The 25,592-nt window shown below is 71.0% G+C and carries 17 protein-coding genes and 3 pseudogenes; 18 read left to right on the top strand and 2 right to left on the bottom strand.

Annotation, left to right across the window (positions count from 1 at the left end; genetic code table 11):
* Nucleotides 1-97: 97 nt before the first annotated feature.
* The gene (locus GLX30_RS26070) at nt 98-643 is read right to left on the bottom strand and encodes a carbonic anhydrase (protein WP_159692881.1); all 546 of its coding nucleotides are present in this window, start codon (nt 641-643) and stop codon (nt 98-100) included.
* 271 nt (nt 644-914) lie between these two features.
* Between GLX30_RS26070 and rsmH the strand changes: the two genes are divergently transcribed.
* From rsmH to GLX30_RS26150, 16 genes and pseudogenes are all read left to right on the top strand, one after another.
* Nucleotides 915-1,871: a 16S rRNA (cytosine(1402)-N(4))-methyltransferase RsmH gene (rsmH, locus tag GLX30_RS26075; protein WP_159692883.1), complete on the top strand. Its 957-nt coding sequence runs from the start codon at nt 915-917 to the stop codon at nt 1,869-1,871.
* Between the two features lie 109 nt (nt 1,872-1,980).
* Nucleotides 1,981-2,513, top strand: a pseudogene (locus GLX30_RS26080) (septum formation initiator family protein).
* Nucleotides 2,514-2,517: 4 nt separating this feature from the next.
* A pseudogene (locus GLX30_RS26085) lies at nt 2,518-4,496 on the top strand (penicillin-binding protein 2).
* A 14-nt stretch (nt 4,497-4,510) separates the two neighbouring features.
* The gene (locus tag GLX30_RS26090) at nt 4,511-6,193 is read left to right on the top strand and encodes a UDP-N-acetylmuramoyl-L-alanyl-D-glutamate--2,6-diaminopimelate ligase (RefSeq protein ID WP_159692885.1); all 1,683 of its coding nucleotides are present in this window, start codon (nt 4,511-4,513) and stop codon (nt 6,191-6,193) included.
* Between the two features lie 4 nt (nt 6,194-6,197).
* Entirely contained in the window at nt 6,198-7,613 is a 1,416-nt protein-coding gene (murF, locus tag GLX30_RS26095) for a UDP-N-acetylmuramoyl-tripeptide--D-alanyl-D-alanine ligase (RefSeq protein WP_159692887.1), read from the top strand.
* A complete protein-coding gene (gene mraY / locus GLX30_RS26100; RefSeq protein WP_159692889.1) occupies nt 7,610-8,680 on the top strand; it encodes a phospho-N-acetylmuramoyl-pentapeptide-transferase in 1,071 nt (356 codons plus the stop codon). The genes murF and mraY overlap by 4 nt, the downstream gene beginning before the upstream one ends.
* Nucleotides 8,662-10,089 carry a UDP-N-acetylmuramoyl-L-alanine--D-glutamate ligase gene (gene murD, locus GLX30_RS26105; RefSeq protein WP_159692891.1) on the top strand — a complete coding sequence of 476 codons (1,428 nt, stop codon included), beginning with the start codon at nt 8,662-8,664 and terminating at the stop codon, nt 10,087-10,089. Before mraY ends, murD begins: the two co-directional genes overlap by 19 nt.
* 50 nt (nt 10,090-10,139) lie before the next feature.
* Nucleotides 10,140-11,789, top strand: coding sequence for a putative lipid II flippase FtsW (gene ftsW, locus GLX30_RS26110; protein WP_347879787.1), 1,650 nt, complete (start codon nt 10,140-10,142; stop codon nt 11,787-11,789).
* Nucleotides 11,790-11,795: 6 nt separating this feature from the next.
* On the top strand, nt 11,796-12,890 hold the full coding sequence (gene murG, locus GLX30_RS26115) for an undecaprenyldiphospho-muramoylpentapeptide beta-N-acetylglucosaminyltransferase (protein ID WP_159692893.1): 1,095 nt from the start codon (nt 11,796-11,798) through the stop codon (nt 12,888-12,890).
* 13 nt (nt 12,891-12,903) lie between these two features.
* Nucleotides 12,904-13,719, top strand: a complete 816-nt coding sequence (locus tag GLX30_RS26120) for an FtsQ-type POTRA domain-containing protein (protein ID WP_159692895.1) — start codon at nt 12,904-12,906, stop codon at nt 13,717-13,719.
* 284 nt (nt 13,720-14,003) lie between these two features.
* Nucleotides 14,004-15,212, top strand: coding sequence for a cell division protein FtsZ (ftsZ, locus tag GLX30_RS26125; RefSeq protein ID WP_159692897.1), 1,209 nt, complete (start codon nt 14,004-14,006; stop codon nt 15,210-15,212).
* Entirely contained in the window at nt 15,209-15,958 is a 750-nt protein-coding gene (pgeF, locus tag GLX30_RS26130; RefSeq protein WP_159692899.1) for a peptidoglycan editing factor PgeF, read from the top strand. The genes ftsZ and pgeF overlap by 4 nt, the downstream gene beginning before the upstream one ends.
* The gene (locus GLX30_RS26135) at nt 15,955-16,674 is read left to right on the top strand and encodes a YggS family pyridoxal phosphate-dependent enzyme (RefSeq protein ID WP_159692901.1); all 720 of its coding nucleotides are present in this window, start codon (nt 15,955-15,957) and stop codon (nt 16,672-16,674) included. Before pgeF ends, GLX30_RS26135 begins: the two co-directional genes overlap by 4 nt.
* 124 nt (nt 16,675-16,798) lie before the next feature.
* Nucleotides 16,799-17,404: a cell division protein SepF gene (gene sepF / locus GLX30_RS26140; RefSeq protein WP_159692903.1), complete on the top strand. Its 606-nt coding sequence runs from the start codon at nt 16,799-16,801 to the stop codon at nt 17,402-17,404.
* A gap of 70 nt (nt 17,405-17,474) precedes the next feature.
* Nucleotides 17,475-17,771 carry a YggT family protein gene (locus tag GLX30_RS26145; protein WP_005318710.1) on the top strand — a complete coding sequence of 99 codons (297 nt, stop codon included), beginning with the start codon at nt 17,475-17,477 and terminating at the stop codon, nt 17,769-17,771.
* A 49-nt stretch (nt 17,772-17,820) separates the two neighbouring features.
* Entirely contained in the window at nt 17,821-18,921 is a 1,101-nt protein-coding gene (locus GLX30_RS26150) for a DivIVA domain-containing protein (protein WP_159692905.1), read from the top strand.
* Nucleotides 18,922-19,745: 824 nt separating this feature from the next.
* On the opposite strand, the pseudogene ileS reads toward GLX30_RS26150, so the two are convergent.
* Nucleotides 19,746-22,894 (bottom strand): annotated as a pseudogene (gene ileS / locus GLX30_RS26155) (isoleucine--tRNA ligase).
* Between the two features lie 584 nt (nt 22,895-23,478).
* Between ileS and GLX30_RS34425 the strand changes: the two are divergent.
* The gene (locus GLX30_RS34425) at nt 23,479-24,957 is read left to right on the top strand and encodes a TraR/DksA family transcriptional regulator (protein ID WP_167306869.1); all 1,479 of its coding nucleotides are present in this window, start codon (nt 23,479-23,481) and stop codon (nt 24,955-24,957) included.
* Nucleotides 24,958-25,017: 60 nt separating this feature from the next.
* Nucleotides 25,018-25,578 (top strand): signal peptidase II, encoded by a 561-nt coding sequence (lspA, locus tag GLX30_RS26165; RefSeq protein ID WP_159692907.1) that lies wholly within the window; start codon nt 25,018-25,020, stop codon nt 25,576-25,578.
* The last annotated feature ends 14 nt before the right edge of the window (nt 25,579-25,592 follow it).

Below are 25,592 nucleotides of genomic sequence, written 5' to 3' on the forward strand. Positions count from 1 at the left end.
CCGCATTCTTGTTGGCGTTGCCGCGTTGTGTCACTCGCCTGTGGATAAGTGGGCGGGATATGTCGGGGTTGGGGTGCTATATCGCGTGCTCAGCTGCTCACTCAGCGGGGTCGATCTCGCGGAGCAGGCCCGTGGTGACGTCGAAGACGAAGCCGCGTACATCGTCGGCGTAGAGCAGGAACGGCGAGGTGCGCACCCGCTGCATCGACTGCCGGACGTCCTGGTCGACATCGCGGAAGGCCTCGACCGCCCATGCCGGCCGCTGCCCGACCTCCTCCTCCAGCTCGATACGGAAGTCCTCCGTGATCGACTCCAGACCGCAGCCGGTGTGGTGGACGAGGATCACGCTGCGGGTGCCGAGGGCGCGCTGGCTGATGGTGAGCGAGCGGATCACGTCGTCGGTGACCACTCCGCCGGCGTTGCGGATCGTGTGGCAGTCGCCGAGCTCCAGTCCGAGCGCCGCGTGCAGGTCGAGACGGGCGTCCATGCAGGCGACCACGGCCACCTTGAGGACCGGACGCGCGTCCATCCCCGGGTCCCGGAACTCCGCGGCGTAGCGCTGGTTCGCTTCGACGAGACGATCAGTGACTGTGCCACCGGTGCGTGTGGAGTCGGCGGCGGGCTGGTACGCAGAAGTCGACATGCAACGAAGGTAACGGTCACCGGCCGCGCCGGCCCGGTGTGAGAGCGGACAAAAGAACGTCAACGACCCGTGCTGTGAGGTAACCCACAAGCCTGACACGGCAGGCCGCACGACGCGCTGGCCGGTTGATTGACCGGCCGGACCAGTGGACTAAAGTGACGCGAAGTTCACGGAGGCCGACCACACATGCGCCGGCCCCCGCACATTCCCCGCGTGCGCGGCGTACGCACGGCCCGGCCATGACCCGCCCGCGCCGGATCTGAGAGGGCGCATGAGCCAGACCCGACACGTCCCGGTGATGCTCCAGCGGTGCCTGGACATGCTGGCCCCCGCGCTCCGGACGCCCGGCGGAGTCGTCGTCGACTGCACCCTCGGCCTCGGCGGCCACAGCGAGGCCCTGCTCGAGCAGTTCCCGGACACCCGTCTCGTCGCACTCGACCGTGACACGGAGGCCCTGCGTCTGTCCGGCGAGCGGCTGGCCCGGTTCGGTGAGCGGGCGACCCTGGTCCACGCCGTCTACGACGAGCTCCCCGATGTCCTCGCCCGCCTCGGAATTCCCCGCGTCCAGGGCGTGCTGTTCGACCTCGGTGTCTCCTCCATGCAGCTCGACGAGGCCGACCGCGGCTTCGCCTACGCCCAGGACGCCCCGCTGGACATGCGGATGGACCAGACGACGGGCATGAGCGCCGCCGAGGTCCTCAACACCTATCCCCCCGGCGAACTGGTGCGGATCCTGCGCGCCTACGGCGAGGAGAAGCAGGCCAAGCGGATCGTGTCCGCCATCGTGCGGGAGCGGGAGAAGGAACCGTTCACCAACAGCGCCCGGCTCGTCGAGCTCATCCGCGACTCGCTGCCGCAGGCCGCCAAGCGCACCGGCGGCAACCCGGCCAAGCGCACCTTCCAGGCCCTGCGGATCGAGGTGAACGGAGAACTGGCGGTGCTCGAACGGGCCGTCCCCGCCGCGGTCTCCGCGCTCGCCGTCGGCGGACGGATCGCCGTGCTGTCGTACCACTCCCTCGAGGACCGGCTGGTCAAGCAGGTGTTCGCGGCCGGCGCCATGAACACCGCACCTCCCGGACTGCCCGTGGTGCCCGAGCAGTACCAGCCGCGGCTCAAGCTGCTGACCCGCGGGGCGGAGCTGCCCACCGACGAAGAGGTCGCCGAGAACCGCCGTGCGGCCCCGGCCCGTCTGAGAGGGGCGGAGCGCATCCGGGAGGACGTGGCGTGACCACAGCGTGCGGGCGACTGCGCACGGCCGGCGGAGAAACGAACCGGAGGACACCTTGAGCACAGCGGCCAAGCAGCTGAAGGGAAGGGCCGTACGGCTCACGCGGCTGATGCCGTCGGGGCCGAGCACCGCGGCCCGTACCCCCTTCGTCCTGCTGGTCGTGCTCCTGCTGTCCGGTGGGCTGATCACACTCCTGCTGCTGAACTCCTCGCTCAGCCAGGGCTCCTTCGAGCTGAGCGAACTGAAGAAGAAGACCACCGAACTCACCGACGAGCAGCAGGCGCTCCAACGGGACGTGGACCGTCACTCGGCCCCGACGCCCTCGAGCGGCGCGCCCGCGAACTGGGCATGGTCCCCGGTGGCGGGCCCGCCTTCCTCGGCCCGGACGGCAAGGTGCTCGGCGTACCGCGCAAGGCCACCGCGGAGCCGCTGCCGCCCCCGCCGCCGTCCACCGGGCCCTCCGCAGCGCCGTCGCCGTCGGTGCAGACACCGCCCGCGGCCGCCGCGCCGACCGCCTCCGCGCAGGCGTCGTCGGCATCCACCGGGACGCAGGGGCTCTCCGGACCGCCCGCCGCTCCCGGGGCTCCAGGCTCCACCGTCCGTACGTCCCCGCAGCCGAACCCGACGATCCCCGGCAGGTGACGCAGTGCCCTCCAAGGAACCACCGCGGCGCCGGGTGCCAGGCCCCGCCCGGCGGCCCTCCGCGCAAGCCGCCCAGCGCTCAGGCCAGCGGCCGGGTCAGCGGTCCGCCGCCCGCAGGCCCCACCCCGCCCGGCGCCCGGCGCCCCGGCGCGTACGGCTCGGCAATCCGCGCCCCCGGCTGAGGCTGGTCAGCCTGGGCCTGACGCTGGTGATGCTCGCTTTCGTGGTCCGGCTGCTCCAGGTGCAGGCCGTCGACGCGAGCGCCTACGCGGCCAAGGCGGAGAAGAACCGCTACCTCAGTCGCACCCTCGCGGCCGAGCGGGGCGAGATCACCGACCGGGCCGGAGTCGCGCTCGCCACCAGCGTGGACGCCTACGACATCACTGCCGACCCGAAGATGTTCACGCCCGAGGACAGCAAGGCCACCGACGCGCCGGAACAGGCGGCTCAGCTGCTCGCCCCCATCCTCGGCAAGGATCCGGCCGAGCTCGCCGCGAAGCTCGAGAAGCCCGGCTCCCGCTACGCCGTGCTGGCCCGCCGCCAGACCCCGCAGGTGTGGAACCAGATCAAGGACCTCAAGAGCGTCTACGCGCAGAAGGCCTCCGCCGACAAGAGCAAGGGCGGCCCCGGGGCCAACGTGCTGGCGGGCGTCTTCCAGGAACCCAGCAGCAAACGCGTCTACCCCAACGGTGATCTGGCCGCCGGGATACTGGGATTCGTCAACGCCTCGAACCGGGGGGCGGGGGCATCGAGTCCATGCTCGACGAGACGCTCGCCGGCAAGGACGGCACCGTCACCTACACCCAGTCCGGCGGGCGCCGCGTCCCCACCGCCTCCTCCCGCGAGGTCCCCGCGGTCCCCGGCTCCGACGTGGAACTGACCATCGACCGCGACATCCAGTGGGCCGCCCAGAAGGCCATCGAGGACCAGGTCGGCAAGTCGAAGGCCGACCGCGGCTACGTCATCGTGCAGAACACCCGCACCGGCGAGATCCTCGCCATGGCCAACGCCCCCGGGTACGACCCCAACGACCTCGGCCAGGCAACCTCCACCTCCCTCGGCAACGCGGCCCTGCAGGACGCGTACGAACCTGGCTCCACCGCCAAGGTGGTGTCCATGGCAGCCGTGCTCGAGGAGAAGAAGGCCACCCCCGCGACGCACGTCGTCGTCCCCAACCGGCTCCACCGCGGCGACCGGCTCTTCAAGGACGACATCGACCACCCCACCTGGTACCTGACGCTCAACGGCGTTCTCGCCAAGTCCAGCAACATCGGCACGATCCTCGCCACCGGGCAGCTCGGCACATCGCAGCCGGAGGCCAACAAGGTGCTCCACTCCTACCTGCGCAAGTTCGGCCTCGGCAGCCCCACCGGGCTCGGATATCCGGGCGAGACCCCGGGCATCCTCGCCGCGCCGAAGGACTGGTCCACCTCGCAGCAGTACACGATCCCCTTCGGACAGGGGCTGTCGGTCAACGCCGTACAGGCGGCCTCCGTGTACTCCACCGTCGCCAACGGCGGCGTGCGCATCGAACCCACGCTGGTGCGCGGCACCAGGGGGCCCGACGGCCGCTTCACCCCGGCGGAGGAGCCGGAGAGGACCAGGGTCGTCAGTGAGAAGACCGCCGACACCCTGGCGACCATGCTCGAGTCCGTCGTCGACGACGAGGAGGGCACCGGCACCAAGGCCCGGATCCCGGGCTACCGCGTCGCCGGCAAGACCGGAACGGCGAACCGGGTCGACCCCGAACTCGGCGTCTACAAGGGCTACACCGCCTCGTTCGCCGGCTTCGCACCGGCCGACGACCCGCAGATCACCGTCTACTGCGCCATCCAGAACCCCACCAAGGGGAGCTACTTCGGCGGCCAGATCTGCGGTCCCATCTACCAAAAGGTCATGCAGTTCGCGCTGAAGACCCTGCAGGTCGCCCCGACCGGCAAGGGCCCGGCCCGGCTGCCCGTGACCTTCGAACCCGGCGAGTGACCGGAGGTACCCCAGTGACGACGATCACCCCCGATCCCGGGAACCGGCCAGGGGAGCGCCCCTCATTTTCGCCCGGGCCCGGTGCGCCCGGTACGCTCACCGCCGTGCCACAAGCTGATCAGTACCGAACCGCCCCGCAGGACGCCCCCGCGAAACAGACGGGAGCGCCCCGTCCGGAACGGCCCCGCCCGACGAAGCTCGCGGAGCTCGCGGCCCGGCTGGGGGTGCAGACGCCGGGGGCCGCGGAGATCACCGGCATCACCCATGACTCACGGGCGGTACGCCCGGGCGACCTCTACGCCGCCCTGCCCGGCGCCCGTTTCCACGGCGCCGACTTCGCGGCCCAGGCCGCCGACCTCGGCGCGGCCGCGATCCTCACCGACGAGAGCGGCGCCGAACGCGCCGCCGCGATCGGCGTGCCGGTCCTCGTCACGGACGATCCGCGCGGCCGGATGGGCGAACTCGCCACCGAGATCTACGGGCACCCCGGCGACGACCTCCTCCAGATCGGCATCACCGGCACCTCGGGCAAGACCACGACCGCCTACCTCGTCGAGGGCGGCCTCAAGGCGGCCGGGCGGTCCACGGGCCTGATCGGCACGGTCGAGATGCGGATCGGCGACGAGCGCATCAAGTCGGAGCGCACGACCCCGGAGGCCACCGACCTCCAGGCGCTGTTCGCGGTCATGCGCGAGCGCGGCGCCGACGCGGTCGCCATGGAGGTCTCCAGCCACGCCCTGGTGCTCGGCCGGGTCGACGGCTGTGTCTTCGACATCGCCGTCTTCAACAACCTCAGCCCCGAGCACATGGAATTCCACTCCGACATGGAGGACTACTTCCAGGCGAAGGCGCAGCTGTTCACGCCGCAGCGCAGCCGGAAGGCGGTCGTCAACTTCGACGACGAGTACGGCCGCAGGCTCGTCGAAGAGGCCACCGTGCCCGTCACCACCTTCTCCGCGGAGGGCCACCCGGACGCCGACTGGCGGGCCGAGGACGCCGAAGTCACCGCAGTCGGCTCGACGTTCACAGCGGTGGGCCCGGCGGGGGAGCGGGTACGCGCCCATGCGCCGCTGCCCGGCCCCTTCAACGTCGCCAACGCACTGGCCGCCGTCGTCACCCTCGCCGTCGCCGGACTCGACCCGCAGACCGCGGCCGACGGCATCGCCGCGGTACCCGGGGTGCCCGGCCGGCTCGAGCGCATCGACGCGGGCCAGCCGTACCTCGCGGTCGTGGACTACGCCCACAAGACCGACGCCGTGGAGTCGGTGCTGCGCTCCCTGCGCAAGGTCACCAAGGGCAAGGTGCACATCGTGCTCGGCTGCGGCGGCGACCGTGACAAGACCAAGCGCGGCCCCATGGGCGCGGCCGCCGCGAGGCTGGCCGACACCGCCGTGCTGACCTCCGACAACCCGCGCGGCGAGGACCCCCTCGCGATCCTCGCCACGATGCTGGCGGGTGCCGCGGAGGTGCCGGTCCACGAGCGCGGCGACGTGATGGTCTACGAGGACCGGGCAGAGGCGATTGCCGCGGCGGTCGCCCGTGCCGAGGCCGGCGACACCGTGCTCGTCGCGGGCAAGGGCCACGAGCAGGGCCAGGACATCGCCGGTGTGGTCCGCGCGTTCGACGACCGCCAGGTACTGCGCGCCGCCATCGAACGCGCCGTCGGCAGCGCAGCCGCCAAGAAGAATCAGGGATGACCCAGTGATCGCCCTCTCCCTCGCCGAGATCGCCGAAATCGTCGGCGGGCAGTCGCACGACATACCGGATCCGGCCACACCGGTCACCGGCCCCGTCGTCATCGACTCCCGGGCGGTCGAGCCCGGCAGCCTCTTCGCCGCTTTCCAGGGCGAGAGGGCCGACGGGCACGACTACGCGGAGCGGGCGGTGGCGGCAGGCGCGGCAGCCGTGCTCGCCACCCGCCCCGTCGGAGTGCCCGCGATCGTCGTCGACGACGTGCAGAGCGCCTTGGGGCGCCTGGCCCGTCATGTCGTCGAGCGCCTCGGTACCAAGGTCGTCGCGCTGACCGGCTCGGCCGGAAAGACCAGCACCAAGGACCTGATCGCGCAGGTGCTCCAGCGCAAGGGTCCCACCGTGTGGACACCCGGATCCCTCAACAACGAGATCGGACTGCCCCTCACCGCGCTGCGTGCCACCGAGGAGACCGAGCACCTGGTGCTCGAAATGGGAGCGCGCGGAATCGGCCACATCCGCTACCTCACCGAGCTGACCCCGCCCCGGATCGGTCTCGTGCTGAACGTCGGCACCGCCCACATCGGCGAGTTCGGCGGTCGCGAGCAGATCGCGCAGGCCAAGGGCGAGATGGTCGAGTCGCTTCCTCCGGCGGGAGAGGAAGGCGGAGTCGCCGTCCTCAACGCCGACGACCCGCTGGTCCGTGCCATGGCCTCCCGTACAAAAGCCCGCGTGCTGCTGTTCGGTGAGGCCGACGACGCCGCCGTACGCGCCGAGAATGTCCGTCTCACCGAACTCGGACAACCCACTTTCACGCTCCACACACCCACCGGGTGCAGCGATGTGACCATGCGGCTGTACGGTGAGCACCACGTGTCGAACGCGCTCGCCGCGGCCGCCGTCGCCCATGAGCTGGACATGTCCGCCAGTGAGATCGCCCTCGCGCTCTCGGAGGCGGGCACCCTCTCCCGCTGGCGTATGGAGGTCACCGAGCGTCCGGACGGCGTGACGGTCGTCAACGACGCCTACAACGCGAACCCCGAGTCCATGCGCGCCGCGCTCCGAGCGCTGGCCGCCATGGGCAAGGGACGTCGTACGTGGGCGGTGCTCGGGCAGATGGCCGAGCTCGGTGACGAGGCACTCGTCGAGCACGACGCGGTCGGGCGGCTTGCCGTCCGGCTCAATGTCGGCAAGCTCGTCGCGGTCGGGGGCAGGGAAGCGTCCTGGTTGCAACTGGGCGCATACAACGAGGGTTCGTGGGGTGAGGAGTCGGTGCACGTGTCCGACGCGCAGGCGGCGGTCGACCTGTTGCGCAGAGAATTGCGCCCGGGAGACGTCGTGCTGGTGAAGGCTTCCAGGTCGGTCGGTCTGGAGCGGATCGCACAAGCGCTGCTCGAGGGTCCCGAGGGTGAGGGTGCCGTCCGATGAGGCAGATCCTCTTCGCGGGAGCCATCGGTCTGTTCCTGACCCTGATCGGTACCCCGCTGCTGATCAAGCTCCTGGCCCGTAAGGGCTACGGGCAGTTCATCCGCGACGACGGCCCGCGCGGCCACGCCGGGAAGAAGGGCACGCCCACCATGGGCGGCATCTCCTTCATCCTGGCCACGCTCATCGCGTACGCGCTCGCCAAGGTGATCACCGGTGAGGACCCGACCTTCTCGGGTGTCCTGGTGCTCTTCCTGATGGCCGGCATGGGCCTGGTCGGCTTCCTCGACGACTACATCAAGATCGTCAAGCAGCGCTCGCTGGGTCTGCGGGCCAAGGCGAAGATGGCCGGCCAGCTGATCGTCGGTATCGCCTTCGCCGTGCTGTCACTGCAGTTCGCCGACCAGCGCGGCAACACCCCGGCCTCGACCAAGCTGTCGTTCATCACCGACTTCGGCTGGTCCATCGGCCCGGTGCTGTTCGTCGTCTGGGCGCTGTTCATGATCCTCGCGATGTCGAACGGCGTGAACCTGACGGACGGTCTCGACGGCCTCGCCACCGGCGCCTCGGTGATGGTCTTCGGCGCGTACACGTTCATCGGGCTGTGGCAGTTCCAGGAGTCCTGCGCCAACGCGGTGACCCTGACGAACCCCAACGCCTGTTTCGAAGTGCGAGATCCGCTCGACCTGGCGGTCGTCGCCTCCGCGCTGATGGGTTCCTGCTTCGGCTTCCTGTGGTGGAACACCTCTCCCGCCAAGATCTTCATGGGCGACACCGGCTCGCTCGCGCTCGGCGGCGCGCTCGCGGGCCTGGCGATCTGCTCCCGTACCGAATTCCTGCTCGCCCTCCTCGGCGGCCTGTTCGTCCTCATCACGATGTCCGTGGTGATCCAGGTCGGTTCGTTCAAGATGACGGGCAAGCGGGTCTTCCGGATGGCGCCGCTCCAGCACCACTTCGAATTGAAGGGGTGGTCCGAAGTCCTTGTGGTGGTCCGGTTCTGGATCATCCAGGGCATGTGCGTCATCGTGGGCCTCGGTCTCTTCTACGCGGGATGGGCAGCCGACAAGTGAGCGACTGGCAGGGCATGAACGTCACCGTTGCCGGCCTCGGCGTGAGCGGCGTCAGCGCCGCCCGCGCCCTGGCCGGGCTCGGCGCACGGGTCACCGTCGTGGACGGCGGATCCGGCGAGACGCACGAGGCGCGCGCGGCCGAACTGGCCGAAGCGGGCGTCGTCGTGCGGCTCGGTGACGCCCGAACCCTGCCGGAGGGCACCGACCTGGTGGTCACCTCGCCCGGCTGGAAGCCGTCCAGTCCGCTGTTCGCCGCCGCGGCGGCCGCCGGTGTCGACGTCGTCGGTGACGTGGAGATCGCGTGGCGGCTGCGCGGCCCGGGCGCGGCGCCGTGGCTGGCGATCACGGGCACCAACGGCAAGACGACCACGACCCGGATGCTCGCCTCGATCCTGACGGCGGCCGGCCTGCGGACCGCCGCGATCGGCAACATCGGCACACCGATCATCGACGTCGTCCTCGGCGACGAGCGCTACGACGTGCTCGCGGTCGAGCTCTCCAGCTACCAGCTGCACTGGGCGCCCTCGCTGCGCGCCCACTCCGCGGCGGTGCTCAACCTCGCGCCCGACCACCTCGACTGGCACGGCTCCATGGAGGCCTACGCCGCCGACAAGGGCCGCATCTACGAGGGCAACACGGTCGCCTGCGTCTACAACGTCGCCGACCCCGCGACCGAGGAACTGGTGCGCGCCGCGGACGTCGAAGAGGGCTGCCGGGCCATCGGCTTCACCCTCGGGACCCCGGGACCGTCCCAACTGGGCGTCGTGGAAGGCATCCTGGTGGACCGCGCGTTCGTCGCCGACCGCCACAAGCAGGCGCAGGAGCTGGCCGAGGTCGCCGACGTGAACCCGCCGGCGCCGCACAACATCGCCAACGCCCTCGCGGCGGCGGCGCTGGCCCGCGCGTTCGGCGTCGAGCCGGCGGCCGTACGGGACGGGCTGCGCGCATTCCGGCCCGACGCGCACCGCATCGAGCACGTGGCCGAGGTGGCGGGGGTCGCATACGTCGACGACTCCAAGGCGACCAACACCCATGCGGCGGAGGCCTCTTTGGCCGCCTACGAACCGATCGTGTGGATCGCCGGCGGACTTGCCAAGGGGGCCACCTTCGACGAACTGGTCACCGCGTCGGCGAAGCGGCTGCGGGGCGTCGTCCTGATCGGCGCCGACCGCGCGCTGATCCGCGAAGCCCTGGCGCGACACGCGCCCGAGGTCCCTGTCGTCGACCTCGAGCGGACCGACACTGGGGCGATGTCCGCGGCGGTACGGGAGGCGGCCTCGCTCGCCCGGCCCGGAGACACGGTCCTGCTGGCACCGGCCTGCGCCTCGATGGACATGTTCACCAACTACAACGAGCGGGGCGAGGCCTTCGCGGAAGCGGTCCGGGCCCTCGCCGACGAGCACGCCTGACAGCCGCGAGGTCCGGCTGGCGCCGGGCACGACTGGAGGGGACAGCGACCATGCCGGCCACCGAGGGGCCCTTCGGCCCCGCCCAGCCCGCGCCTGCGCCGCCCGCAGGGGGTGCCGGGTCCTCCCCGCCGTCCTCCTCGCGCCCCTCCGCCGCTGCGGGCCGCAGCGGCCCGCTCCCCGCCCACCCCGCCGGCTCCCCGGCCCCCACGGCGCCGCACAGCGCCCCCGACGGCGCGTTCCAGGCCGTCGGGGGCGACGGTCAACGGGCCCAGGGCGTCGTGGACGCCGTGCGCGCCGTACGGGACAGGCTCGCCGGGCTGGTCCCGGCCGGCCCCCTGCCCGCGCCGGCCGGCGCGGCCGGTGCCGGCCTCGCGCTGCGGAGCGGCACCGGTGGGGACGTGCGGCGGGCGCCCCGTGTGCGGGGCGGTGGGGCGAGCGCCCCGCGTACCCCCCGCGTCGGCGGACCCCGGGGGCCACGGCGGCTGTACGAGCAGGCCCGCAGGGCCTGGGACCGGCCGCTCACGGCCTACTACCTGATCCTCGGCAGCAGCATGCTGATCACCGTCCTCGGGCTGGTGATGGTCTACTCCGCGTCGATGATCCAGGCGCTGGAATACTCGCTGCCCGCCTCGTACTTCTTCCAGAAGCAGTTCGTCGCCGCGGTCATCGGCACCGTGCTGCTGCTGGTCGCCTCCCGGATGCCCGTCAAACTGCACCGGGCGCTGTCCTACCCCCTCCTGGTGACCACCGTCTTCCTGATGGTGCTGGTGCAGGTGCCCGGGATAGGGCATGCGGTCAACGGCAACCAGAACTGGATCTATCTCGGCGGCCCCTTCCAGCTGCAGCCCAGTGAGTTCGGCAAGCTCGCGCTGATCCTGTGGGGCGCGGACCTGCTGGCCCGCAAGCAGGACCGGCGGCTGCTGACCCAGTGGAAGCATTTGCTGGTGCCGCTGGTCCCGGTCGCTTTCCTCCTCCTCGGCCTGATCATGCTCGGCGGGGACATGGGCACGGCGATCATCCTCACCGCGATCCTGTTCGGTCTGCTGTGGCTGGCGGGGGCCCCGACCCGGCTCTTCGCGGGAGTGCTCGGCATCGCCGGTTTCGTCGGTCTGCTGCTGATCAGGACCAACGAGAACCGGATGTCCCGGCTGTCCTGCATCGGCGCGATCGACCTCGGACCGGAAGGCGAGTGCTGGCAGGCCGTCCACGGCATCTATGCTCTTGCGTCTGGCGGATGGTTCGGTTCCGGTCTCGGCGCAAGTGTGGAAAAATGGGGCCAACTACCCGAACCGCACACCGACTTCATCTTCGCCATCGCCGGGGAGGAACTGGGCCTGGCGGGGACGCTGTCGGTGCTCGCCCTGTTCGCGGCTCTAGGCTATGCGGGTATCCGCGTCGCCGGACGCACGGAGGACCCCTTCGTGAGGTACGCGGCGGGAGGTGTCACCACGTGGATCACGGCCCAGGCCGTGGTCAACATCGGTGCGGTGCTCGGTCTGCTGCCGATCGCCGGCGTCCCGCTGCCGCTCTTCTCCTACGGAGGGTCCGCGCTGCTGCCGACGATGTTCGCCGTCGGGCTGCTGATCGCCTTCGCGCGAGAGGATCCCGCGGCAAAGGCGGCCCTGGCCGTGCGGAGGCCCGGGGTGAGATGGAAGACGATGAGACGGCGCGTCAAGAAGCGTCCGTCCGGAGAGCGGTGAATTTCGGTGCATGTCGTACTCGCCGGTGGGGGGACCGCCGGCCACATCGAGCCCGCGCTCGCCCTCGCGGACGCCCTGCGCAGGCAGGACCCGAGCGTGGGCATCACAGCCCTCGGCACGGAGCGCGGTCTCGAGACCAGGCTTGTGCCTGAGCGCGGCTACGAGCTGGCGCTCATCCCCGCCGTTCCGCTGCCGCGCAAGCCCACACCTGAGCTGATCACCGTCCCGGGGCGGCTCCGGGGGACCATCAAGGCGGCGGAGCAGATCCTCGAGCGGACGAAGGCCGACTGCGTCGTCGGCTTCGGCGGCTACGTCGCGCTGCCCGGCTACCTCGCGGCCAAGCGTCTCGGGGTGCCGATCGTCATCCACGAGGCCAACGCCCGCCCCGGTCTCGCCAACAAGATCGGCTCGCGGTACGCCGCCGGCGTGGCCGTCGCCACGCCCGACAGCAAGCTCCGCAACTCCCGGTACATCGGCATCCCGCTGCGCCACACCATCGCGACGCTCGACCGCGCGAGGGTCCGCCCCGAGGCGCGCGCCGCCTTCGGCCTCGACCCCAACCTGCCGACGCTGCTGGTCTCCGGCGGCTCGCAGGGCGCCCGCCGCCTCAACGAGGTGATCGAGCAGATCGCTCCGGTGCTCCAGCGCTCCGGGATCCAGATCCTGCACGCGGTCGGCCCGAAGAACGAACTGCCGCGCGTGGACAACATGCCCGGGATGCCGCCCTATGTGCCGGTACCGTACGTGGACCGGATGGATCTCGCGTACGCCGCGGCCGACATGATGCTGTGCCGCGCGGGCGCGATGACCGTCGCCGAACTCTCCGCCGTGGGCCTGCCCGCCGCTTACGTACCGCTGCCGATCGGCAACGGCGAACAGCGGCTCAACGCCCAGCCGGTGGTCAAGGCGGGCGGCGGACTGCTGGTGGACGACGCCGAACTGACCCCCGAGTGGGTCCAGGGCAACGTCCTCCCGGTGCTCGCCGATCCGCACCGGCTGTACGAGATGTCGCGTGCGGCCGCCGAGTTCGGCCGCAGGGACGCCGACGATCTGCTCGTCGGCATGGTGTACGAGGCGATTGCTGCACGCCGGCAGGCGTGAGAAGGCAGGGAGCGTGGCCGGACCGACCACCGCGGAACGCGGTGCGCGCAAGCCCCCGGACGGACCTGAGGGACCGGACGGCAAGGCCCGCCCGCGCCGCGAGGACCCTCCCGCCGGCCGTTTCCGGCGGCCCGGCCCCCGCTCCCTGCTGATCGCCCTCGGCGCCATCGCCCTCCTCGCCGGTACGGTCTGGCTGCTCTACGGCTCCTCCTGGTTGCGCGCCGAGCGCGTGGCGACCAAGGGCACCGACGTCCTCACACCCGGCGAGGTCCGGGCCGCGGCGGCGGTGCCGATCGGCGCTCCGCTCATCTCCGTCGACACCGACGCCATCGAGGCCGGATTGCGGCAGAAACTGCCGCGTATCGACTCCGTGGCGGTCGAACGGTCGTGGCCGGACGGTATCGAACTGGTCGTTACCGAACGAAAGCCGGTCCTGCTGCTCGAAAAGGGAGCAAAGTTCGTCGAAGTGGACGCAACCGGAGTGCGGTTCGCCACGGTCGGCAAGGCGCCCGCGGGTGTTCCCTTGCTGCGGCTGCAAGTTGACGGCTCGCCAAGTCTGAGCCGATTCGGAGGAGACCGTCTCGTCGCGGAAGCGGTCCGGGTCAGAAGTGAACTTCCCGGGAAAGTCGCAGCCGATCTGCAGAGCATGAAAGTAGTCTCATATGACTACATCTCCCTGGAGTTGAGCGGCAATCGCACCGTGTTGTGGGGCAGCTCGGGGGAGGGCGAGGCGAAGGCGCGGGCGCTCGAAGCGCTCATGAAAGCAGCCCCCAAGGCCGGGCACTTCGATGTGAGCGCGCCCAGCGCCCCTGCCTCATCGGGGAGTTGACGCGCATCTGTGCTGGCCAGCACCCTGGTTGGTCATTGCTGTGCGTGATCACATAGGGTGAAAAGAAAAACGGGAGGTTCGGCGTGTTCGTTGAACGGGCGCCACTTGTCGACTTAGTGTCCTGTTCGGAAGAGTCCAGGGAACAGACACACTGGTAACCCTAAACTTCAGCGTTAGGGTTCGGGTCGGCAGCCGGCTGGTCGGGCCGTCCCCATTCGACATCAGTCGTCGCAGCGCGGCCCCGCGAGGCGGCGACACGTAACTCGAGGCGAGAGGCCTTCGACGTGGCAGCACCGCAGAACTACCTCGCAGTCATCAAGGTCATCGGTGTCGGCGGCGGTGGTGTCAATGCCATCAACCGAATGATCGAGGTCGGTCTCAAGGGCGTCGAGTTCATCGCTATCAACACGGACGCTCAGGCGCTGTTGATGAGCGACGCCGACGTCAAACTCGACGTCGGCCGCGAACTCACGCGAGGCCTCGGCGCCGGAGCGAATCCGGCAGTCGGTCGCAAGGCGGCAGAGGATCACCGCGAGGAGATCGAGGAGGTCCTCAAGGGGGCCGACATGGTCTTCGTCACCGCCGGCGAAGGCGGCGGCACCGGCACCGGCGGCGCACCCGTCGTCGCCAACATCGCCCGCTCGCTGGGCGCCCTCACGATCGGTGTGGTCACCCGCCCGTTCACCTTCGAGGGCCGGCGGCGCGCGAACCAGGCGGAGGACGGCATCGCCGAACTCCGCGAAGAGGTCGACACCCTCATCGTCATCCCGAACGACCGGCTGCTGTCCATCTCGGACCGCCAGGTCAGCGTTCTGGACGCCTTCAAGTCGGCGGACCAGGTTCTGCTGTCCGGTGTCCAGGGCATCACCGACCTCATCACCACCCCGGGTCTGATCAACCTCGACTTCGCCGACGTCAAGTCCGTGATGTCCGAGGCCGGCTCGGCCCTCATGGGCATCGGCTCGGCACGCGGCGACGACCGCGCGGTGGCCGCGGCGGAGATGGCGATCTCCTCGCCGCTCCTCGAGGCGTCCATCGACGGCGCGCGCGGCGTCCTGCTCTCCATCTCCGGCGGCTCCGACCTCGGCCTGTTCGAGATCAACGAGGCGGCCCAGCTGGTCAGCGAGGCGGCCCACCCCGAGGCGAACATCATCTTCGGCGCCGTCATCGACGACGCGCTCGGCGACGAGGTCCGGGTCACGGTCATCGCGGCCGGCTTCGACGGCGGTCAGCCGCCGACCCGCCGGGAGAACGTGCTCGGCTCCGCCTCCAACAAGCGGGACGAGCCGGCCCCGACCTCGGCCCGCGGTACCGACGGCCCCCGCTCCACCGGGCTCGGCACCGTGCCCGTGCGCGAGGAGCCGGCGCCCGCGGAGCCTGCTCCGGTCGCGAGCGACCTGGGCTCGCCGGCCGGTCCGGCGCAGGTCCCGACGGCCCGACCGTACCCGGACAGCCAGGCGGAAGAGCTGGATGTTCCGGACTTCCTGAAGTGACGGTGCAGCACGACGCGATACACGAGAGCGGCGCCCACTTCGCCTTCACCGACCGGTGGGGCGGGGTGAGCGCCGTTCCGTACGAGGAGCTCAACCTCGGCGGGGCCGTCGGCGACGATCCCGGCGCCGTGCTCGCCAACCGGGAGATCGCGGCCAGGTCCCTGGGGCTCGACCCGGAGTCGGTGGTCTGGATGAACCAGGTGCACGGCAACGACGTCGCCCAGGTGGAGGGGCCGTGGCCGACCCCGGACGTACCTGCGGTCGACGCGCTGGTCACCGCACGGCGCGGCCTCGCCCTCGCCGTACTCACCGCCGACTGCACACCGGTCCTCCTCGCGGACCCGGTCGCCGGTGTGGTGGGGGCGGCGCACGCTGGACGTCCCGGGATGATCGCGGGCGTCGTGCCCGCCGCCGTCGAGGCGATGCGGAAACTCGGCGCGGAGCCGGAGCGCATCATCGCCCGTACCGGACCGGCCGTCTGCGGTCGCTGCTACGAAGTACCCGAGCAGATGCGGTCGGAAGTGACCGCCGTCGAGCCGGCCGCCTGGTCGGAGACGAGCTGGGGGACCCCGGCCGTCGACGTCACGGCCGGGGTGCACGCACAGCTCGAGGCGCTCGGTGTGCGCGACCGCCGGCGGTCCGGGGTCTGCACACTGGAATCGAGCGACCACTATTCCTACCGGCGTGACCGCACGACCGGACGGCTCGCCGGATACGTCTGGCTGGAGGACCGGAAGACCCCATGACCGACCGCAGAACCGAACTCGCCAAGAACCTGGCGGCGGTGGAGGAACGTATCGCCTCCGCCTGCGCGGCAGTGGGCCGCGAGCGGGACGAGGTGACCCTCATCGTGGTCACCAAGACCTACCCGGCGAGCGATGTGCGACTTCTCCATGAACTCGGTGTGCGTCATGTGGCGGAGAACCGTGATCAGGACGCGGCCCCCAAGGCCGCCGCCTGCGCGGATCTGAACCTTCGCTGGCACTTCGTCGGTCAGTTGCAGACCAACAAGGTCCGTTCTGTCGCGAGTTATGCCGATGTGGTGCAGTCCGTCGACCGCCCGAAGCTCGTTTCCGCCCTCTCCACCGCCGCGGTGCGGGCGGAACGCGAACTCGGCTGCCTGATCCAGGTCGCGCTGGACGCCGAGTCGGGCCGGCAGGGGGAGCGCGGCGGCGTCGCGCCGGACGGCATCGAGGAGTTGGCGGCGGCGGTCGCCGGCTCACCGGGACTGCGGCTCGACGGACTGATGACCGTCGCGCCGCTGGCCGGACCGTACGCGGGACGGCAACAGGCGGCGTTCGAGCGGCTGATGGAATTCTCATCAAGCCTGCGCGCAGTCCATCCGGCTGCGAACATGGTGTCAGCAGGGATGAGTGCGGACCTCGAGCAGGCCGTCGCGGCCGGAGCGACACATGTGCGCGTCGGTACGGCGGTACTCGGAGTCCGACCCCGGCTCGGGTAACGTCGCGAAGCAAGTCGGACCACAGTAGAAAATATGGTCATTCCCGCCCAAAGCGGGCAGACCGAGTGGATCGCGGGCACTTGGTGACGAATGCCGATCCACCACAGAGCGGAGGACTCAGAGAATGGCCGGCGCGATGCGCAAGATGGCGGTCTACCTCGGCCTCGTGGAGGACGATGGGTACGACGGCCGGGGTTTCGACCCCGATGACGACTTCGAACCCGAGCCGGAGCCCGAGCGGGAGCATCGGCGGCACCAGCCTCCCCGCCAGATCGAGCGCGAGGAGCCGGTGCGTGTGGCGGCGCCGCCCGCACCGCGTGAGCCGGTTTCCCTCCCGGTCGACAGTGGACGCCCGGCGCGGATCGCCCCCGTGGCATCCATCACACCTGAACGCCCGAGCATGGAGAAGAGTGCACCGGTGATCATGCCCAAGGTCGTGTCCGAGCGGGAGCCCTACCGCATCACCACGCTGCATCCGCGGACCTACAACGAGGCCCGTACCATCGGGGAACACTTCCGCGAGGGCACCCCCGTGATCATGAACCTCACGGAGATGGACGACACGGATGCGAAGCGACTTGTCGACTTTGCCGCGGGACTCGTCTTCGGTCTGCATGGCAGCATTGAGCGGGTGACGCAGAAGGTGTTCCTGTTGTCGCCTGCTAACGTCGATGTCACGGCGGAAGACAAGGCCCGCATCGCAGAGGGCGGGTTCTTCAACCAGAGCTGAGAAAAGACACCGGGAACGACCCGGCCGAACGGCCGGCGAAGACGAGAGTCAGGGGAGAGGGAAGCGCGGGATGGGCGTCGCACTGGATGTGGTCTACATCGCGCTGATGTGCTTCCTTGTCGTGCTGATCTTCCGGCTCGTCATGGACTACGTCTTCCAGTTCGCCCGTTCATGGCAACCCGGCAAGGCGATGGTGGTCGTTCTGGAGGCCACCTACACTGTCACCGATCCACCGCTCAAGCTTCTGCGGCGATTCATCCCGCCGTTGCGTCTCGGGGGCGTGGCACTCGACCTGTCCTTCTTCGTTCTGATGATCATCGTCTACATCCTGATCTCCATCGTGCGCGGCTTGGGGAACTCGATGTGAGCGATACGGTCCTGCCGACTGCCGACGACTACGTAGAGGTGAAGAAGAGATGCCGCTGACTCCCGAGGACGTGCGGAACAAGCAGTTCACGACCGTCCGCCTCCGAGAAGGCTATGACGAGGACGAGGTCGATGCCTTCCTCGACGAGGTCGAGTCCGAGCTGACCCGTCTGCTCCGCGAGAACGAGGACCTGCGCGCGAAGCTGGCCGCGGCGACGCGTGCCGCCGCGCAGAACCAGCAGCAGCAGCAACAGGGCATGCGTAAACCGCCGGAGCCCCAGGACGGCCGCGGCCCGGGCGGGCCCGGTGCCCCCGTGCCCGCCGCCATATCGGGACCGCCGGTCCAGCAGCAGCCCCCGCAGATGGGTCCGCCCCAGCTGCCTGGCGGAGCACCGCAGTTGCCGGCCGGTCCCAGCCACGGCGGCCCCCAGGGTCCTGGCGGCCACATGGGCCCCGGCCCGATGCAGGGCGGACCCATGGGTGGCCCGATGGGCGGCCCCATGGGCGGACACGGCGGCCCGCAGGGTCCCGGTCCGATGGGGCAGGGGCCCGGCGGAGACAGCGCCGCGCGCGTACTCTCGCTGGCCCAGCAGACCGCTGACCAGGCGATCGCGGAGGCCCGTTCCGAGGCCAACAAGATCGTCGGCGAGGCGCGTTCGCGCGCCGAGGGCCTGGAGCGGGACGCCCGCGCCAAGGCCGACGCCCTCGAGCGGGACGCCCAGGAGAAGCACCGCGTCGCCATGGGTTCCCTCGAGTCCGCGCGCGCCACGCTGGAGCGCAAGGTCGAGGACCTGCGGGGCTTCGAGCGCGAGTACCGGACCCGGCTGAAGTCCTACCTGGAGAGCCAGCTGCGTCAGCTGGAGACCCAGGCGGACGACTCCCTGGCCCCGCCGCGCCAGCCCGCGGCCGCGTCGCTGCCGCCGTCCCCGGCGCCTTCCATGGCACCGGCCGGCGCGAGCGCCCCGTCCTACGGCAACCAGACGATGGGCGGCCACGGGCCGTCGCCGTCCGGCCCGTCGTACGGCGGCCAGCAGCAGATGTCGCCGGCGATGACCCAGCCGATGGCACCGGTGCGGCCGCAGGCGCCGCAGCCGATGCAGCAGGCGCCGTCGCCGATGCGCGGTTTCCTGATCGACGAGGACGACAACTGACGGGCTTGCGCGCGCAGCGCGCGTAGCCGTCGGCAGACTGCGGGGCCGGGCCCGGGGTGCGAATGCACTCCGGGCCCGGCCTTTTGCGCGTGGCGGGTGCGGGTGCGTGGGCGCCTGCGGCGGGCTGTTCCCCTACCCGCCCCTTCCCAGACAGGGCTCTGCCCGGACCCGGCACCGCGCTCCGCGCGATGTTTCGGGGGCTTCGCCCCCGGACCCCCGCGCCTCTGACGCCGGCGGGGCTGGAGTTCCTCCGGCCGGCGGCGGCTGAGTCGCCGACCGGGCTGGGTTCCGCGTAGCGGGCATTCCAGCCCGTCCGGCGTTTGAGGACACCGCGCGGAGCGCGGTAGCGCGTCCGGGCAGCGCCCGATCCCGGGGAGGGCGGGTAGGGAACGGCCGCGCAGCGGCCTCCGCGCGCCCGCCACCTGAGGGCCGACCCCGCCCGGCCTCGCACCGGGGCCCGGCCCGGGGCTCGGGGCTCGGGGCTCGGCACGCGTGCGCACCAGGGCCCGGCGCGCACGCGTGCCTCGGGCCCGGCCCGCCGGCCCACGCGCCCGGGTGGCGGGGCCAGCGGGTTCGGAAGAGCCCGCCGGGTCCGGAAAGCTGGCGGGGTCGGGGGTGGCCCGCGGGTCCGGGGAGAGCCCGCGTGGCGTTCGGAGCGGCGGGCCGGGAAAGCCGACGGGCCCGGTTACGGACGTGGCCGGGCCCGCGGGGTCGGAGCGCGCTACGCCTTGCGCGGGCGGAACGTGAGCGACAGCGAGCCGGCGGGCCGGGAAAGCCGACGGGCCCGGTCACGGACGTGGCCGGGCCCGCGGGGTTGGAGCGCGCTACGCCTTGCGCAGGCGGAACGTGAGCGACAGGCCCTCGTCCGTGAACGGCGCACCGTACGTGTCGTCCGGTGCTTCGCCCTCCGCGAAGTCCGTCGCCAGCACCTCGTCCGCGATCAGCGACGCGTGGTCCGCCAGGGCCGAGGTGACCTCGGGGTCCTCGGAGGCCCAGCGGAGCGCGATACGGTCCGCGACGTCCAGGCCGCTGTTCTTGCGCGCCTCCTGGATGAGGCGGATCGCGTCACGTGCCAGGCCGGCCCGGCGCAGCTCCGGCGTGATCTCGAGGTCCAGCGCGACCGTCGCACCGGAGTCGGAGGCGACCGACCAGCCTTCCCGCGGGGTCTCAGTGATGATGACCTCCTCCGGGGACAGCGTGATCGTCTCGCCGTTGACGTCGAGCGTCGCCTCGCCGGACCGCAGCGCCAGGGACAGCGCCGCGGCGTCCGCGGCCGCGACCGCCTTGGCCACGTCCTGGACGCCCTTGCCGAAGCGCTTGCCCAGCGCACGGAAGTTGGCCTTGGCCGTGGTGTCCACGAGTGAGCCGCCGACCTCGGACAGGGACGCCAGCGAGGAGACGTTCAGCTCCTCCGTGATCTGGGCCTGGAGTTCGTCGGAGAGCGCCGAGAAGCCGGTCGCCGCCACTAGGGCCCGCGAGAGGGGCTGGCGGGTCTTCACACCCGACTCGGCACGCGTCGCGCGGCCCAGCTCGACCAGCCGGCGGACCAGCGCCATCTGGGTCGACAGCGTGGGGTCGATGGCGTCCAGATCGGCCTCCGGCCAGGAGGACAGGTGGACGGACTCAGGGGCGTCCGGCGCCACCGGGACGATCAGGTCCTGCCAGACCCGCTCGGTGATGAACGGCGTCAGCGGCGCCATCAGCCGCGTGACGGTCTCCACCACGTCGTGCAGCGTCCGCAGCGCCGCCGCGTCACCCTGCCAGAAGCGGCGGCGCGAGCGGCGCACGTACCAGTTCGACAGGTCGTCGACGAACGCGGAGAGCAGCTTGCCCGCGCGCTGGGTGTCGTACGCCTCCATCGCCTGTGTGACCTGGTCCACCAGGGCGTGCAGCTCGGACAGCAGCCACCGGTCGAGGACCGTGCGCTCGGCCGGGGCCGGGTCGGCGGCCGAGGGGGCCCAGCCCGAGGTGCGGGCGTACAGGGCCTGGAAGGCCACCGTGTTCCAGTACGTGAGCAGGGTCTTGCGCACGACCTCCTGGATCGTGCCGTGACCCACGCGCCGCGCCGCCCACGGAGAGCCGCCGGCCGCCATGAACCAGCGAACGGCGTCCGCGCCGTGCTGGTCCATCAGCGGGATCGGCTGAAGGATGTTGCCGAGGTGCTTGGACATCTTGCGGCCGTCCTCGGCGAGGATGTGGCCGAGACAGACCACGTTCTCGTACGACGACTTGTCGAAGACCAGCGTGCCGACGGCCATCAGCGTGTAGAACCAGCCGCGGGTCTGGTCGATCGCCTCCGAGATGAACTGCGCCGGGTAGCGCTTCTCGAAGATGTCCTTGTTCTTGTACGGGTAGCCCCACTGCGCGAACGGCATCGAACCCGAGTCGTACCAGGCGTCGATCACCTCCGGCACGCGCGTCGCGGTGGCGGAGCACTGCGGGCAGTCGAAGGTGACCGCGTCGATGTACGGGCGGTGCGGGTCCAGGTCCGACTGGTCGGTCCCCGTCAGCTCGGACAGCTCCGCGAGCGAGCCGACGCAGGTGAGGTGGTCGTCCTCGCAGCGCCAGATCGGCAGCGGCGTTCCCCAGTAGCGGTTGCGGGAGAGGGCCCAGTCGATGTTGTTGTTGAGCCAGTCGCCGTACCGGCCCTGCTTCACCGAGTCGGGGAACCAGTTCGTGGCCTCGTTCTCCGCCAGCAGCCGGTCCTTGATCGCCGTCGTGCGGATGTACCAGGACGGCTGCGCGTAGTAGAGCAGCGCGGTGTGGCAGCGCCAGCAGTGCGGGTAGCTGTGCTCGTACGGGATGTGCTTGAAGAGCAGACCGCGGGCCTCGAGGTCGGCGGTCAGCGCCTCGTCCGCCTTCTTGAAGAAGACGCCGCCGACCAGCGGCACGTCCTCCTCGAAGGTGCCGTCGGGGCGGACCGGGTTCACGACCGGCAGACCGTAGGCGCGGCAGACCTTGAGGTCGTCCTCACCGAACGCGGGGGACTGGTGGACCAGACCCGTACCGTCCTCGGTGGTCACGTAGTCGGCGTTGACGACGAAGTGCGCCTCCGCCGGACGGCTCTTGTCGGTTCCCTCGCCGGCGCTCGGGAACTCGACCAGCTCGAAGGGGCGTCGGTACGTCCAGCGCTCCATCTCCGCGCCGGTGAACGTCTGACCGGAGGCGTCCCAGCCCTCGCCGAGCGCCTTCTCCAGCAGCGGCTCGGCGACGACGAGCTTCTCCTCGCCGTTCGTCGCCACGACGTACGTGACGTCGGGGTGTGCGGCGACCGCCGTGTTGGACACCAGGGTCCACGGGGTCGTCGTCCACACCAGGAGCGCGGCCTCGCCCGCGAGCGGGCCGCTCGTCAGCGGGAAGCGCACGAAGACGGAGGGGTCGACGACCGTCTCGTAGCCCTGCGCCAGCTCGTGGTCGGACAGGCCGGTGCCGCAGCGGGGGCACCAGGGCGCGACGCGGTGGTCCTGGACCAGCAGGCCCTTGTTGAAGATCTCCTTCAGCGACCACCACACCGACTGGACGTAGTCGGGGTCCATGGTGCGGTAGGCGTCGTCGAGGTCGACCCAGTAGCCCATGCGGGTCGTCAGCTCGGCGAAGGCGTCCGTGTGCCGGGTCACCGACTCGCGGCACTTGGCGTTGAACTCGGCGATGCCGTAGGCCTCGATGTCCTTCTTGCCGGAGAAGCCGAGCTCCTTCTCGACGGCGAGCTCGACCGGCAGGCCGTGGCAGTCCCAGCCGGCCTTGCGGCCCACGTGGTAGCCGCGCATGGTGCGGAAGCGCGGGAAGACGTCCTTGAAGACGCGGGCCTCGATGTGGTGCGCGCCGGGCATGCCGTTCGCCGTGGGCGGGCCCTCGTAGAACACCCACTCGGGCGGCCCTCGGACTGCTCGAGGCTCTTGGTGAAGATCTTGCTCTCGCGCCAGAAGTCGAGCACGGCGTGCTCGAGCGCGGGCAGGTCGACCTGGGCCGGCACCTGACGGTACTGGGGGGTGTCATCTACGAACTCCTCCGGCGGACAGTTTCTCTTCCGTCGGAGGGACGAGAGCGCCGATGCTGCGCGGCTCCCGCGGTACCACCCTCCTTGGCGGTGCACAGGTCACCGCCCCCTCATTGGGGTCGCGACGCCGGTTCTACCGGCCGCGGGACGCCCGCGGCTTTCTTCCGGCGGCTCCGGGGTGATGCTTCACGTCGCGCTCGCCCCCGGGCTCTCACCGTCCCCGGGTCGCTCATGGCTGCGTACGCCGCTACTCGTCCCCATCCAAGCCTTTCGCTGGGCCCAGTGTACGGGCCTCCACGTCGAGCGTCCGACCGCTTTTCGACCGCGGCGCGGTTGACCCGAATGGCCACACCGGTCACGTGGACCTCCTCCTGGGGTGCGGTACGGCCCGCACGGCGGATTACCCGGCGGAGAGCTGGGCACAACCGATGCAGTCCCGGCTTCTCGCAGCGCGGGGCGGGCCGAACCGGCGGCGTGCCCCGTTGCCGCGGGGCTGGGGTCGATTTATCGTCCCAGCACGATTCGCGAGCAAGATCACAATATGTGAAGGGGCCGCGGCCATGGTGGCGAAGAAGACTGCCGGGAAGACGGCGTCCGCGCGTTCCGCCGCCGCGGGGGCGACGTCCGGGAGGCCGGCCTCCCAGGAGCCATCCGGCAAGAAGGCCGCGCCCCGGAAGTCCACGTCCGGGACGGCCGGCACCGCCGCGGAGCCGGTGGCCCGCAAGACGACCGCCACGGGATCACAGGGCACGGCGGCCCGCACCACCGGCAGATCCGTGTCGCGTAAGGCTTCCGGCGGCGGGACTCCGGCGAACAGGACGACGGCGAGCCGGTCGACGACCAGGAAGAACCCGGCGAAGAAGGCGGTGGCCGAGGAAGCGGCAGGGACCGGAGGTACGGCAGGGAAGGCCTCGGCCGCGGCGAAGAGGACGACCGAGCCGGCAGCCGGCAGCACGACAGCCAAGGAGACCTCAGCGAAGAGGACCACGACCACGACGAGCACCAACCGGACCGGGGCCGCCGCGAAGCCGGCCCCGGCCGACGAGGCGGCAGCCGAGACGGCTCCGGCCGGCAAGGCGGCGGCCAGGACCAGGAAGGCGGCCGCCAAGAAGGCGTCCACCGCCGGCAAGGCCGGCGCCGAAAAGACCGCGGCGAAGGTGACGAGCGTGGCCGACGAGGCTGCGGCCGGGGAGCCGGCAGCCGAAGCAGCCCCGGCCGGCAAGGCGGCGGCCAGGACCGCAGACAAGGCCACCGCCGGCAAGGCGGCGGCCAGGACCAAGAAGACGACCCCGGCCAAGAAGGCGGTGGCCGAGGACGCCGCCGAGGCGGGGTCGGCCGGGAAGGCCGCCGCCACGGCGGACGGCGCAGAGAAGGCGGCGCCGGCGAAGAGGACCACGGCCCGCAGGGCCGCGAAGAAGGCCGGTACGGACGCCGATCGGGCGCCCGCACCGGTGACCACGGAGGCCGCCGACCGGGCGACCGCCGCGAAACAGGCCGCGCCCGCGGCCGAGGGGGCGGCCGAGGCCGCACAGCAGACAGGAGCCAGGACGGTGGCAGCGAAGAAGACCGCGGGTAGGGCATCAGGCGCAGGCGGGAGCGCGGTGGCGGTTTCCACGCCCCCCGCGGCGGCCGCGACACCGCCGGGCGAGCTGGCGGTGCGGCCCGGTGAGGATCCGTGGACGCAGGAGGAGGTGGACGAGGCGCGGGCCGAACTCGAGGGCGAGGCGGCTCGGCTGAACGCGGAGATCACGTCCTCGGAGGCGGCGCTCGCCGGACTGATGCGGGACTCCGGCGACGGTGCCGGCGACGACGAGGCCGACACCGGCGCGAAGAACATCACGCGCGAGCACGAGATGGCGCTCGCGGCCAACGGCCGCGAGATGCTCGAGCAGACGGAGCGCGCTCTGCAGCGGCTCGACACCGGCACGTACGGTCTGTGCGAGAGCTGCGGCAAGCCGATCGGCAAGGCCCGCATGCAGGCGTTCCCGCGGGCGACCTTGTGCGTCGAGTGCAAGCAGAAGCAGGAACGCAGAGGCTGACCGCGCGGAGGCGTGCCGTACCCTCGTCCTCAGTCAGGAACCTAGGGTTGAGGGACTCACGTGGCAGAGGCGGAGCGCATCATCGGTACGCCAGATGTTGACGACGAGGCTGCGGCGCCCGCCGAGCCGCCGAAGGGCAAGCGCAAGATCGCCGTGCTGTTCGCGGTGGCGCTCGTCGCCTATCTGCTCGACCTCGGCAGCAAGCTGCTCGTGGTGGCCAAGCTGGAGCACCACGAGCCGATCGAGATCATCGGCGACTGGCTGAAGTTCGAGGCGGTACGGAACCCGGGCGCCGCGTTCGGCATGGGTGAGGCCTTCACCATCATCTTCACCTGCATCGCGGCGACCGTGATCGTCGTGATCGTACGGCTGGCGCGCAAGCTCTACAGCGGTCCCTGGGCGGTCGCCCTCGGTCTGCTGCTGGGCGGGGCGCTCGGCAACCTGACGGACCGGATCTTCCGTTCGCCCGGCGTCTTCGAGGGCGCGGTCGTGGACTTCATCGCGCCCGCGCATTTCGCCGTCTTCAACCTCGCGGACTCCGCGATCGTGTGCGGTGGTGTCCTCATCGTGCTGCTGTCGTTCAAGGGCCTGGACCCCGACGGGACAGTCCACAAGGACTGACAAGGCATACTCGA

It is taken from the genome of Streptomyces sp. Tu 2975 (genome assembly GCF_009832925.1).
GTDB lineage: Bacteria > Actinomycetota > Actinomycetes > Streptomycetales > Streptomycetaceae > Streptomyces.